A 12,480-nucleotide genomic window follows, 5' to 3' on the forward strand; every position below is an offset into this window, starting at 1 on the left:
AGGGGGCGGCGCGCGGCTTGCTCCTGTGCTGCAATCAATCCTCATCTCCGGCGAAGGTGGGCGGCATGGCTCAAGACTCGGACAGGGGCCCCGGGGCCTGGTGGACATTCCTGCGGCGGCGTTGGCAGGCTCGTCGCGAGCCGCCGGCGCGGATCGCCGCCGCCGACGAGGCGCAGCTGATGGACGACCTCAAACGCGAGGCCGCCCGCGCGCAGCGACACCGCCACGACGGCGTGCTGATGCTGCTGGAACTCGATCCCTGGGCGCGTCTGCAGCAGCAGTACGGCGACGAATGCATCCTCGCGCTGGACGAGCGCCTCGACCAGCTCGTGCGGCAACAACTGCGCGGCGGCGACTGGCTGCTGCCGCTGCCGCGGGGCGTCTGGGCCGCCTACCTGCCGTGCACCGATCCGCTGGGCGCGCTGGACGCCGCCGACCGGGTGCGCGCCCGCGTCGCGACGCTGGACTACCGCTGGCAGGGGCAGGCGCTGCCCTTGAGCGCGAGCCTGGGCCTGGCCCATTGGCAGGACTGGCGGCGTGAGCCGCAGCAGGGCGCGGACCAGCTGCTGCAGCAGGCCCGCCAGGCGCTGGCGATGGCGCGTGGCGCCGGCTGCAACTGCGTGCGCGCCTATGCGGCGATCCCGTCGGGACGCAACCGCTACAGCGGGACGCGGCCGGCCTAGCAGGGCACCGCACCGAGCCGAGCCGAGCCGAGCCGGCGCGCCCGGCGTGCAAGGCGTGCCGCTACAGCGGCACCCGGCCTGCGTAGCCCGTCATCTCGAGGTAGCCCCAGCCCAGCGGCCGGCCGGCCTCGTCGCTCACGCGCGCCACGCCTTCCCAGTACGGGAAGCCGGTGCTGCGGCGGGTGTCGATCTCCTGTGCGGCGTACGCGGCCTCGACCAGGAACACGCCGCGCGGCGTGCGGATGCGCCAGCGCACCGGGTAGGTCGCGAGGCTGACGGGGCTCTTCCAGAATGCCTGCGGCTCGAACTGCACCTGCTGCTCGAAGTCGACCGGCGTGCCGCCCGTTGCCGCGCGCCAGCTGCCGCCGGTCCAGATCACCGTGCCGTCCTGACCCCGCATCCGGAACAGCGTCAGCGACGCGCCGTCGTCGAGGTTCAGTCCCAGCCAGTCCCAGCCGACCGCGCGGTCCGGCGCCGCGTCGGCGCCGCGGCCGAGGTACTGGTTGCTCCATTCGTGATCGAGCCAGGCGCAGGCCCGCAGCTCGCGCGTCCCGTGCGAACCGCCCTCGCGCAACGAGAGCCGGCCCGAGCCGGACAGCTGCGGCTCGCTGACGTAGCGGCTCGCCTGCTGCGCGTCCGGTCCCTTGCGCGACCAGCCGGCACGCCCCTGCAGCAGCGGCGCCTGCGGCGCATCCAGCGTCAGCTCGAGGGCGAAGCCGGCGGACTCGCTCGCCATCAGCAACGCGTAGCGGCTGCGGCCCCCGGGACCGTCGACGCGGCGCAACTGCCAGCCGCCCAGGCGCACGCGGGTGTCGTCGAGCTCGGTCCGCGCGTTCGCGAAACCGTGGCGCAAGACCTGCTGGTCGTGCAGCAGGCGTTGCCGGCCCAGGTCCGAGATCGCGGCATGGCCCAGCATCATCTGGTCCGGCGAGAAGGCCGATGACAACGGACGCTTCAGGTCGTTACGGACACGGAAGAAGGTCAGCTGGAAACCGAAGTCGGGTCGCGTCCCGGCGCTGGCATTGCCGGCCGGCGCGGCTGCCCCCGATGCCGCATGCAGGACGCCGGTCACGTACCACCATTCGACGCGGGTCTCGGGGTGCGCGCCGTGGTCGCGCGGGAAACGCAGCGGCGCGGCGGACAGCGTCTCCGAGGCCGGGGGCGGCGTCGACGTCCGCCCCGATGCCGATGCCGACGCTGTCGCAGCACCGGACGCACGCGCACGGTCCCGGGCGAACACGGACGGCGTCGACCCGGCGAGCGCCGCGAGTCCCAGGCCGTTCAGCAACGGGCGTCGTCCGATCATCACCAATCCTCCCGCACGGCGCGCAAGGCCTCGCCGCGGCCGGCGCGCAGCGCGCGGGCGCTGGCCCAGGCGGCGGTCGCGCCGGTGGCGAGCAGGCTGGCCGCCAGCAGCGCCGCGACGCGCCAACCCGGGATCGACCAGTCCATGCTCCAGTGGAAACTCTGCGGATTGAGCCGGAACACCAGCACCGCGCTGATGGCCAGGCCGACCAGCAGCCCCATGGCCGCGCCGGCAAGCGCCTGCAGCAGCGTCTCGGCGAGCACCAGCCGGCGCAGCATCGCGCGCGTCAGGCCGAGGTGCAGCAGCAGGCCGAATTCGCGCCGGCGCGCCAGCAGTTGCGCCGACAGGCTGGCCGCCACGCCGAACAGCCCCAGTCCAAGCCCCACCGCCTGCAGCCAGTAGGTGATCGCGAAACTGCGGTCGAAGATCGCGAGCGAGAAGCGCCGCAGCTCGCCGGCCGAGGCGATCTCCAGCGACTCCGGCGCGCCGGAGGCCGCGCGCAGCGCCTGTTGCACGGCCACCGGATCGGCATCGGGCTTCAGCCACAGCGCGAGCTCGGTGATCGCGGCATCGCCGCTGAGCCGCTCCCAATCGCGGCGTTCCATCAGCACCGCGCCGCTCTGGCGGCTGTAGTCGCGCCAGATCGCCTTGACGCCGACCGGCAGCTGGCGGCCGTCGAGCCGGAGCATGAAGCGGTCGCCCGGCGCGAGCCGGAGCTCGTCGCGCATCGCCTCGTTGATGTAGACCGGCTGCAGGCCTTCGGGCAGCGTCGCGGCCTCGCCCTGCAGCGGCAGGCGGTGATCGAGCGGCCGCGCCAGCAGCGTCGTGCCGCCGGTCATGCCGCGCACGCGGAGGCCGATGGCGCGGGTGCGCTGCGCCGCCACGCGCTCGACGCCCGGCAGCGCGGCCGCCGACGCGGCCAGGCCCGGCGGCATCGGCTGGCCCTGCTGGGCGCTGTCGCGGGCGGTCTGACGCAGGTAGAGGTCGGCGGGCAGCATGTCGCTGAGCCACTGGTCCAGCGAATTGCGGAAGCTCGCGACCATCACCAGCATGGCCACCGCGAGCGCCAGCGCGACCAGCACGCCGGCGATCAGCCGGCCGGCTTCGCCGGCCTGGTCGCGGGCGCGCTCGACGGCCAGCAGCGGCAGCGCGCGCCGCGCCGCCCAGCCGCGCAACAGGCCGGTGATCGCGCGCAGCACGAAGGGCACCGTGCCCAGCGCGCCCAGCAGCAGCGCCACCATCGCGGCGTAGGTGCCGAGCGGCAGTCCGAAGACCGAGGGCAGCCAGGTCAGCGGCAGGGCCGCGGCCAGCAGCACGGGGCCCAGCCACCACCAGCGGCCGGCGTCGCCGCCGCTGCCCAGGCCCTTGAGCACCTGCGCGACCGGCAGCCCGCGCAGCCGTGCCAAGGGCAGGGCGGCCGCGCCCAGGCTCACCAGCGGTCCCAGCGCGAGCAGCCCCGCGATCGACGCGGCCGAGAGCTGCAACTCGGGCCGCCCGCCGCTCAGGCCGGTCAGCCCGCTGCCGAGATCGCCGCCCAGCGCATGCAGGCCGAGTTCCGCGAGCGCGATGGCCAGCCCCAGTCCCAGCACCGCGCCGGCGAGTCCGAGCACCAGCGCTTCCGACACCAGCAGCGCCAGCCGTTGCCGCGCGCTCATGCCGAGCACGCCCAGCAGCGCGAGTTGCGGCAGCCGCTGCGCCACCGACAGGCTGTGCACCGCGAAGACCATGAACGCGCCGACGAAGAGCGCCATCAGCGACAGCACGCCGAGGTTGAGGCGGTAGGCGCGCGTGAGGCGGCGCGCCTCGTCGGCCTGCTGGCGGGCCTGGTCCGCAGGCGCCTGGGCCTGGATGCCGGCCGGCCAGTCGGCGGGCACCGCGCGGCCCGGCGCCATGCGCAGCAGGATCGCGTCGAGCTGACCGGGGCGATGCAGAAGCTGCTGCGCCCAGGCGATGTCGATGATCACCAGCGGCTGCTGGCGGTCCGGCACGCGGCCGGCGACGGGCAGCGGGGCCGGCTCGTCCGGCAGGTCCACGCGCAGCGTCGTCGGCAAGGTCGGGCGCGCGACGGTCCCCGAGGCCGAGGTGGCTGGCGGCGTGGTGGATCGTGGCGTGCTGGCGCCCGCGCCCATGCCCGGGCCTGCACTGGCGGCGATGTCGAAACCGAGTCTCGTCCACGCCGCATCGCTGACCAGCAGCGCCGGCTCGCGCAGCGCGCGTCCGAGATCGGCGCCGTCAAGGCGCGGGAACCATTGCGGATGGAAGGCCCCGAGCTGCACCAGGTCCAGCCCGATCAGCCGCACGCGCTGCCAGGTCCCGTCGCGGCCTTGCAGCCGGATGCTGGCGTCGAGCCGGGGCGCGAGCGCGGCGATGTCGTCGCGCGCGGCGAGTTCGCCGAAGTAGCGGTCGGACAGCGGCGCGGCGCCGGGCGCGGGACTGAGCTCGGTGTCGGCCTGGGCGCTGCTCTGGCGCGCGGCGGACTCGAACTGCGCCAGCGCCGAGGCGTTGATCCAGTGCACCGCGCCGGCGAGCGCCAGGCCCAGCGCGATCGTCAGCAGCGCGGCGAGCTGCCGGCCCCACTGCAGGCGCAAGGCCGGCCACGACAGCTGCCACCACCAGCCCCAGGCGCGGCGCAGGCCGTCGACGGCGGAGGTACTTGGAGGCGCGGTCATCGCGAGATCATTCGGGGTTGCCGGTTCATCGAGGACTCACGCCTCGACGAGGTGGCCGTTCTCGAGCCGCAGCCGGCGGTCCGCGAGTTCGGCCGCATGCGCCGAGTGCGTCACCAGCAGACAGGCCGCGTTCTGCTCCAGCAGCTGCTGCCGAAGCAGCCGCATGACCTGGTCGGCATGCGACGGGTCGAGGTTGCCGGTGGGTTCGTCGGCCAGCACCAGCACGGGCCGGTGCACCAGCGCGCGGGCGATCGCGACGCGCTGCAGCTGACCGCCGGACAGCTGCCGCGGCAGATGCCGGGCCTGCGCGGACAGGCCGACCGCGTCGAGCATCTCGGCGACCCGCTTCGGATCGGGCTTGCCCTGCAGCAGGAGTGGCAGCGCGACGTTGTCGTGGACGTTCAGATGCGGCAGCACATGGAAGGCCTGGAACACGAAGCCCAGCTGCTCGCGGCGCAGTTGCGCCTGGCCGGACTCGTCCAGCGACAGGATGTCGCGGCCCAGCAGCACGACCTGACCCCGGTCCAGCGGCTCCAGCGCGGCCAGGCCGTTCAGCAGCGTGGACTTGCCGCTGCCGGATTCGCCGAGCAGCGCGAGCATCTCCCCGCGATGCAGCGTGAGCGACAGGTGCTCGAACAGCGTCTGCGCGCCGTAGCGCTTGGTCAGGCCGGTGGCGGTGAGGAGCGGGACTTCCATCGTCGAAACCATCTTCCAATCGTCGGGGAGAAACGTCGTGAAGAAGCGCCGTGAATCAAGCGCCTTGGGACATCGTCTTGGAGCAGCGGCAGGCCGGGAGGCGGCGGGTCGATCGATGAATTGTGGCGCCTGTCCCGCCACGATCCCGCTCAGATCCCGTCGAGGTGTGCGATCAGCCGGTCGAGCGCGTCCGGCGCCTCGGCCGGCACGATGCGGCGTGCCGGCATGCTGCGCAGCCAGGTGATCTGCCGCTTGGCGAGCTGCCGCGTCGCGGCGGTGCCGAGGTCCTGCAGCGCGGCGAGGTCGGGCGTGGCCTCGTTCGCGTCGAGCAGCTCCCACGCCTGCCGGTAGCCGACGCAGCGCATCGACGGCAGGCCCGGATGCAGGTCGCCGCGCGCGCGCAGGCGGCGCACCTCGTCGATGAAGCCTTGCTCGAGCATCAGCGCGAAACGTTGGCCGAGCCGCGCATGCAGCCAGGCGCGGGCCTCGTCCGAGGGCTCGAGCGAGATCAGGGGCCAGTCGACGCCCGACGAGCGCTGCCGCCGGTAGAGCGCCGACATCGGTTCGCCGCTGAGCAGGCACACCTCCAGCGCGCGCTGGATCCGTTGCGAATCCAGCGGCGCCAGGCGCGCCGCCGTCTCCGGATCGAGCGCGGCCAGGCGCGCGTGCATCGCGGGCCAGCCGTCGCGCGCCGCGTCCGCGTCGAGCTGCGCCCGCAGCGCCGGATCGGCCTGGGGCAGCTCGGACAGGCCGTCGAAGAGCGCCTTGAAGTACAGCATCGTCCCGCCCACGAGCAGCGGACGGGCGCCGCGGGACTGGATCTCCGGCACGAGGCGCGTCGCATCACGGACGAACTGCGCGGCGGAATAACTCTCCGTCGGTTCGAGGATGTCGATCAGGTGGTGCGGCACCGACGCGAGTTCCTCCGGCGTCGGCTTGGCCGTGCCGATGTCCATGCCGCGGTACACCAGCGCCGAGTCGACGCTGATGATCTCGACCGGCTGGCGGCGCGCGATCGCGAGCGCCGCGGCGGTCTTGCCGCAGCCGGTCGGACCGGCGATGCAGAGCGGGGTCAGGTCGTGCCCCGAGGCGCCGACGGCGGCGTGCGTCGCGGCGGCGGTTCCAGCCGCCGCGTCGATGGCGGCGGACTCGACACCGAGGCCGGCGTCGGACGAGTGAAGCTTGTTCATGCGGAACGACGTTGCGGCTGGCCGTGCCGGCGGACCAGCGTCCAGGCGCAGGTGGCGGTGCACAGGCCCAGGACCATCATGGTGGCGGCGAGCGGCGTCACGGTGCCGTCGAGGCTGGCGCTGAGCCAGGCGCCGACGGCGAAGGCGACCAGCGCGATCGCGAAGCCCGACAGCGCCGCCGCCGCGCCGGCCTGGCGCGGGAAGGGACCGACGGCGCCGGCCTGGCCGCAGGGCTGCAGCACGCCGTGGCCCAGCATGATGCCGACGTGCGGGATCATCAGCGCCCATGGCGACGGCGGCAGCACGAAGGCCGCCAGGCCCATGCCCAGCGCGCCCAGCGCGGTGAAGCCGGCGCCACGCGCGGCGGTGTCGGCGACGCTCAGCGTGCGCAGCCAGCGGCGGCAGATCAGCGTGCCGGTGACGTAGAGCGCGGCGCCGCCGGCGACCAGCGCGCCGTACGCGTGGTGGCCCAGCCCCAGGACCTCGATGAACACGAAGCTGGAGCCGGCGAGGAACGCGTACAGCGTCGCGTAGGCCAGCGCGGTGAGCAGCGCGTAGGCGCGGAAGGTCGGGTTCGAGAGCACGGTTCGCCAGTTGGCGACGAGGCCCGAGGGACGCAGCGCGGCGGGATCGGGGCGCGGCAGGCTCTCGGGGATGCGCAGCGCGATCATCGCCAGCGTCGCGGCCCCCGCGACGGCCGTGGCCAGGATCGCCCAGCGCCACCCGAGGCCGGCCGCGAGCACGCCGCCGATCAGCGGCGAGGCCAGTGCGATCACGCCGAGGCCCGACAGCGCCTTGGCCATCATCCGCGCGCCTTCCTGGGGCTCGAACCAGTCGCGCAGCATGGCGCGGGCGACGACGACCGACGCCGCCAGGCCCAGGCCCTGCAGCGCGCGGCAGGCGACGAGGCCCTCGATCGTCGCGGCCAGCGCCGCGCCGATCGCGGCGGCGACGTACAGCGACAGTCCGCCCAGCAGCACCGGCCGGCGGCCGAAGCGGTCAGCCAGCGGGCCCAGCAGCAGCTGGGAGAGTCCGAAGGCCAGCATCAGCACGGACAGCGTCAGCTGCGTCGCGCCCATGCCCGCGTGCAGATCGGCGCGCAGGCCGGGCAGGGCGGGCAGGTAGAGGTCGGTGGTGACCGGCTGCAGGCCCAGCAGCATCGCCAGCGCGACGACCTGGAGCGCGGGCGCGGGACGCGCGCCGCGATCGACGTCCGCCGGCGACGGAACGCTCAAAAGCGCTCCCAGGGCGCGAGGTAGCGCCACTGTCCGGGCGGCAGCTGACCCAGCGGGATGCGGCCGATGCGCACGCGCTTCAGGCCCAGCACCCGCAGGCCGACCAGTTCGCACATCCGGCGGATCTGGCGCTTGCGGCCCTCGCGCAGGACGAAGCGGAGCTGGTCTTCGTTGGCCCAGCTGACCTTGGCCGGCTTCAGCTGCACGCCGTCCAGTTCCAGGCCGTGCATCAGCATCGCGACCGCGCGCGGATCCAGCGCCTGCTGCGGATGCAGCGCCGGATCGCCGTTCTCGACCGCGACGCGGACCAGGTACTCCTTCTCGACGTCGGAGTCCTCGCCGATCAGGTGGCGCGCGATGCGGCCGTCCTGCGTCAGCACCAGCAGGCCGGTGGAATCGATGTCCAGGCGGCCGGCCGGCGCGAGGCCGCGGCCGTGGCCCGGCGCCCAGTGGATCTTGGACGGGTCCTCGCCCCAGTGGGTGTCGGCCTTGACCAGCACCGAGGCGGGCTCGTAGCCGTCCTCGGCCTGGCCGGAGACGTAGCCGATCGGCTTGTGCAGCAGGATGGTCACGCGCTGCGCCTGCTGTTCACGGGCGGCGGGGTCGACCTCGATCTTCGCGTCCGGGCCGACGCGCTGGCCCAGCGTGGCGAGCTGGCCGTCAACGGTCACCCAGCCGGACTCGATCCACTCGTCGGCTTCGCGACGCGAGGCCAGGCCCAGCTCGCTCATGCGCTTGGACAGGCGCTCGCCGGCATCCTGCTCGGCGAGGCGCACCGGCGCGGGCTGGCGCGGCGCGTCCGGCTGGCGCGGACGGTCGGTGCGCTCGGCGCGTTCCTCGCGTTCGGCGCGGGCATGGACGTCGGACGGATGGCCCGCATCGCGGTCGCCATAGGGCGCGCGGCGGGGGCGGTCGTCGCCGTAGCGGGCGCCCGGTCCGTTGCCGGGACCGTTGCCCGGTCCGTTGCCGTAGCGCGAGCCTTCGTTGCCGCGGGCATACCGGTCACCGCCGCGATCACCGCCGCGGTCATCGCGCGGGCGGTCGCCGTAGGAGCGCTCCCCTTGCGGGCGATCACCGTAGCCCTGCGGGCGATCGCCGTAAGACCGGTTGCCTTGGGGGCGATCCCCGTAGGGTCGATCGCCTCGGGGACGGTCGCCTTGAGGCCGGTCGCCATAGGCACGGTCCCGCGGCGGGCGGTCGCCGTAAGGTCGATCCCCCTGCGGGCGGGCCGGGCGGTCGCCGTACCGGTCGTCGCGGCGGGGGCGGTCGCCCTCGAAGCGGGGACGGTCGTCGGAACGCGGGCGGTCGCCGTACGGGCGACGATCTCCGCCGTCAGGGCGGCCGGAGAAGCCGGGGCGATCACCCTGACCGCCCTGACCGCGCGGACCACCCCGATCGTCCCCACGCGGGCCCCGATCGGGCCGCTCGCCGTAGCCGCCTTCACGCGGCGGACGGCCGGGACCACCGCGGCGGTCGTCGCGTCCCTGCGGGCCGCGGGCATCCTGGCCGCGATCTTCGCGGCGCGGGTCCCGACGCGGGTCATGGCGCTGGCGGCCTTCCTCGGCCAGGCGCCGCTGGAACGCGGCCTCGCGTTCGGCGCGGTCGGTCTGGGCCTGTGCCAGCGTCGGGCGCGGCTTGTTGACGCCCTTGCCGCGCAGCGGCGCGCGGCGCGGCCCCTTGTCGTCCGCCGACTTGGCATCGGCCGGTTTGTTCTTGTTGAGCTTGAGCGTGGCCATGTCGGTACTGCTTCTGGTGAATGAGGGATCGGCGGTGCGAACGGAATGCGGGAAGGCGGGACAGCAGGGAAACGGGAAAACTGGAAAACGGGAAAGCAGAAAGCGGGACGGCAGAAACGGGAAGGCGCCGGCGCGGCGCCGGCCCTCAGCGCCCGCGCAGGAACAGCGCGTCCAGGTCGCGCAGGGTCAGTTGACGCCAGGTCGGGCGTCCGTGGTTGCACTGGTCGGCGCGTTCGGTGCGTTCCATGTCGCGCAGCAGCGCGTTCATCTCGTCGATCGTCAGCTGGCGGTTGGCGCGCACCGCGCCGTGGCAGGCCATCGTGGCGAGGATCTCGTGCTGCGCGCGTTCGATCGCATGGCTGGCGTCGAACTGCGCCAGTTCGGCCAGCACGCCGCGGGCGAGTTCGACGACGTCGCCGCCGGCCAGCAGCGCCGGACGTTCGCGCACGGCCAGCACCTTGGCGGACAGCGGCGAGATGTCGAGGCCCAGGCGCTGCAGCGTCTCGGCCTGCGCCTCGGCGGTCGCGATCTCGGCCGGCGTCGCGGCGAAGGTCACCGGGATCAGCAGCGGCTGCGAGTCGATGCGCCGCTCGCCGAGCGCGGTCTTCAGCCGCTCGTAGACGACGCGCTCGTGGGCGGCGTGCATGTCGATGATGATCAGGCCCTGCGCGTTCTCGGCCAGCACGTAGACGCCCTGGATCTGCGCGATCGCGCGGCCCAGCGGCCATTCGCCGGCCTGGCTCGACGGCAGCGGACCGGCAGGGGCGGCGCCCAGCGCCGACAGTGCGGAAGCCGCCGCCGGCGCGGTCGGCAGGCCGCCGCGGGGCGTGGAGGCATAGAGCGCTTCAGCCTGCTCCAGCGCGAGCGCGGTCTGGGCGCGGGTCGGGATCGGCGCGCGCCAGCCCTCGGGACCGGCGAACCGGGCGGAGGGGGCGGCGTAGGCCGCCGGGGGCTCATAAGCGGTCTGGCCGGAGGAGGCGTTGGCCGTCTGGCCATCGGCACCCGATGCCCCGCCCATGCCGCCTTGCTCCCAGGCCGGCGTGCCGGTCCAGCGCTGACGGCCGGACGGGGCGGCGGCGTCGGTCGAGGCCGGACCGTCCGCGGCGGGCATGCCGTCCTCGCTGCTGCGCGACAGCGCCAGCGCGGCCACGACGGCGCGGCGCACCTGCTGGTGGATCTCGCGGCCGTCGCGGAAGCGGACCTCGATCTTGGTCGGGTGGACGTTGACGTCGACCAGCTCGGGCTGGACGTCGATGAACAGCACGTAGCTCGGCTGGCGGTGGCCGTGCAGCACGTCGTCGAACGCCGAGCGGATCGCATGGGCGATCAGCTTGTCGCGCACGTAGCGGCCGTTGACGTAGACGTACTGCATGTCGGCGCGGCTGCGGGCAGCCTCGGGCAGGCCGACGCGGCCGTGGATGCGCATCGGGCCGACCTCGGCGAAGACCTCGCGGCTCTGCGCGATGAACTCCTCGTTGAGCACTTCGGCGATCCGCTGCGGCAGCGGGGCGGCGCGCCACTGGTCGACCAGCTTGCCCTCGTGCCAGACGGCGAAGCCGACATCGGGGCGGGCCAGCGCATGGCGGCGCAGCGCCTCGAGGCAGTGGGCGAGCTCGGTGCTCTCGCTCTTCAGGAACTTGCGGCGGGCGGGCGTGTTGAAGAACAGCTCGCGCACCTCGACGGAGGTGCCTCTGGCGCGGGCGGCGGGGCTGAGCTCGCCGGTGCGGGCTTCGAGGCGCCAGGCGTGGGCGGCGCCGGTGTAGCGGGACACCAGGGCCAGTTCGGCGATCGAGGACACGGCGGCGAGCGCCTCGCCGCGGAAGCCCATCGTGGCGACGGCCTCGAGGTCGTCGAGGGTGCCGATCTTGCTGGTGGCGTGGCGCTTGATGGCCAGCGGCAGCTCGCCGTCGGGGATGCCGTGGCCGTCGTCCTCGACGATCAGGCTGCGGATGCCGCCGGCGATCAGCTTGAGCTGGATCTGGCCGGCGCCGGCGTCCAGCGCGTTGTCGACCAGTTCGCGGACGACGGACGCCGGGCGCTCGACCACCTCGCCGGCGGCGATCTGGGAAATCAGTTCATCGGGGAGTTCGCGGATCGCGCGCCGGCCCGCGGGGGCGGCGGTGTCGAAAGCGGCCGCGGCAGTCGCCGTCGGGGCGAGGGTGTCGTCCATGCGGCGATTGTAGAAGGTACGGCGATTCCACCCCCGGGCGGGCGGGAGCGGCTCTGTTCGGTGGGGCACACAGCAATTCCGGGCCGGACGCGCTGCCGTTTCTTCATCAGCCGATAAGGAAGCGCCCGCCATAATCCGCGCCCATGGATCTGATGCACTTCCTCGTCGACTTCATCCTGCACGTCGACAAGCACCTCGCCGAGTTCGTGGCCGCCTACGGGATGTGGGTGTACGCGCTCCTGTTCCTGATCGTGTTCGTCGAGACCGGCCTCGTGGTGATGCCCTTCCTGCCGGGCGACTCGCTGCTGTTCGTCGTCGGCGCGCTGTGCGGGACGGGGATGATGAGCCTGCCGCTGGCGATCGCCGTGCTGCTCGTCGCCGCGATCCTGGGCGACCAGTGCAACTACACGATCGGGCGCTACTTCGGGCCCAAGGTCTTCCAGTGGGAGCAGTCGCGCTTCTTCAACAAGCGCGCCTTCGACGCCGCGCACGAGTTCTACGAGAAGCACGGCGGCGTCACCATCATCCTCGCGCGCTTCATGCCCTTCATCCGCACCTTCGCGCCTTTCGTGGCCGGCGTCGCCGCGATGACCCGCAGCCGCTTCACCGCCTACAACGTCGCCGGCGGCGTGATCTGGGTCGTGGGCCTGACGATGGCGGGCTACCTCTTCGGCAACATCCCCTTCGTGCAGACCCATCTCAGCAAGATCATCTGGGCCATGATCCTGATCCCGGGCCTGATCGCGCTGTACGGCGGATGGCGCGCTTCCCGCGCGAAGCCCGCGGTCTGATACG

9 protein-coding genes are annotated in these 12,480 nt (G+C 73.6%); 2 read left to right on the forward strand and 7 right to left on the reverse strand.

Annotated features, from left to right (window positions below; all coding sequences use genetic code 11):
- The first annotated feature begins 65 nt into the window (after positions 1–65).
- On the forward strand, positions 66–683 hold the full coding sequence (locus ACQ859_RS14065; RefSeq protein ID WP_431266293.1) for a GGDEF domain-containing protein: 618 nt from the start codon (positions 66–68) through the stop codon (positions 681–683).
- A gap of 61 nt (positions 684–744) precedes the next feature.
- On the opposite strand, the gene ACQ859_RS14070 is transcribed toward ACQ859_RS14065, so the two are convergent.
- The 7 genes from ACQ859_RS14070 to mutL all read right to left on the reverse strand — a co-directional run bounded on the left by ACQ859_RS14070 (position 745) and on the right by mutL (position 11,685).
- Positions 745–1,989, reverse strand: a complete 1,245-nt coding sequence (locus tag ACQ859_RS14070; protein ID WP_431266294.1) for a lipocalin-like domain-containing protein — start codon at positions 1,987–1,989, stop codon at positions 745–747.
- Positions 1,989–4,658, reverse strand: a complete 2,670-nt coding sequence (locus ACQ859_RS14075; protein WP_431266295.1) for an FtsX-like permease family protein — start codon at positions 4,656–4,658, stop codon at positions 1,989–1,991. Before ACQ859_RS14075 ends, ACQ859_RS14070 begins: the two co-directional genes overlap by 1 nt.
- 36 nt (positions 4,659–4,694) lie before the next feature.
- Complete coding sequence (locus ACQ859_RS14080) at positions 4,695–5,354, reverse strand: ABC transporter ATP-binding protein (protein ID WP_431266296.1); 660 nt, start codon at positions 5,352–5,354, stop codon at positions 4,695–4,697.
- A 149-nt stretch (positions 5,355–5,503) separates the two neighbouring features.
- Complete coding sequence (miaA, locus tag ACQ859_RS14085) at positions 5,504–6,544, reverse strand: tRNA (adenosine(37)-N6)-dimethylallyltransferase MiaA (RefSeq protein WP_431266297.1); 1,041 nt, start codon at positions 6,542–6,544, stop codon at positions 5,504–5,506.
- On the reverse strand, positions 6,541–7,779 hold the full coding sequence (locus ACQ859_RS14090) for a multidrug effflux MFS transporter (RefSeq protein WP_431266298.1): 1,239 nt from the start codon (positions 7,777–7,779) through the stop codon (positions 6,541–6,543). Before ACQ859_RS14090 ends, miaA begins: the two co-directional genes overlap by 4 nt.
- Positions 7,776–9,515 (reverse strand): pseudouridine synthase, encoded by a 1,740-nt coding sequence (locus ACQ859_RS14095; protein ID WP_431266299.1) that lies wholly within the window; start codon positions 9,513–9,515, stop codon positions 7,776–7,778. Before ACQ859_RS14095 ends, ACQ859_RS14090 begins: the two co-directional genes overlap by 4 nt.
- Before the next feature lie 145 nt (positions 9,516–9,660).
- Positions 9,661–11,685 carry a DNA mismatch repair endonuclease MutL gene (mutL, locus tag ACQ859_RS14100; RefSeq protein ID WP_431266300.1) on the reverse strand — a complete coding sequence of 675 codons (2,025 nt, stop codon included), beginning with the start codon at positions 11,683–11,685 and terminating at the stop codon, positions 9,661–9,663.
- Positions 11,686–11,828: 143 nt separating this feature from the next.
- Between mutL and ACQ859_RS14105 the strand changes: the two genes are divergently transcribed.
- Entirely contained in the window at positions 11,829–12,476 is a 648-nt protein-coding gene (locus ACQ859_RS14105) for a DedA family protein (protein ID WP_431266301.1), read from the forward strand.
- Positions 12,477–12,480: the final 4 nt, after the last annotated feature.

The organism is Roseateles chitinivorans (assembly GCF_050632235.1).
Lineage (GTDB): Bacteria > Pseudomonadota > Gammaproteobacteria > Burkholderiales > Burkholderiaceae_C > Roseateles > Roseateles chitinivorans_A.

Excerpts from the sequence above, each read along its gene's own strand:
- ACQ859_RS14070 (WP_431266294.1), bottom strand. The coding sequence starts at position 1,989 with ATGATCGGACGACGCCCGTTGCTGAACGGCCTGGGACTCGCGGCGCTC.
- mutL (WP_431266300.1), bottom strand. The coding sequence starts at position 11,685 with ATGGACGACACCCTCGCCCCGACGGCGACTGCCGCGGCCGCTTTCGAC.
- miaA (WP_431266297.1), bottom strand. The coding sequence starts at position 6,544 with ATGAACAAGCTTCACTCGTCCGACGCCGGCCTCGGTGTCGAGTCCGCC.
- ACQ859_RS14095 (WP_431266299.1), bottom strand. The coding sequence starts at position 9,515 with ATGGCCACGCTCAAGCTCAACAAGAACAAACCGGCCGATGCCAAGTCG.
- ACQ859_RS14105 (WP_431266301.1), top strand. The coding sequence starts at position 11,829 with ATGGATCTGATGCACTTCCTCGTCGACTTCATCCTGCACGTCGACAAG.
- ACQ859_RS14075 (WP_431266295.1), bottom strand. The coding sequence starts at position 4,658 with ATGACCGCGCCTCCAAGTACCTCCGCCGTCGACGGCCTGCGCCGCGCC.
- ACQ859_RS14065 (WP_431266293.1), top strand. The coding sequence starts at position 66 with ATGGCTCAAGACTCGGACAGGGGCCCCGGGGCCTGGTGGACATTCCTG.
- ACQ859_RS14080 (WP_431266296.1), bottom strand. The coding sequence starts at position 5,354 with ATGGAAGTCCCGCTCCTCACCGCCACCGGCCTGACCAAGCGCTACGGC.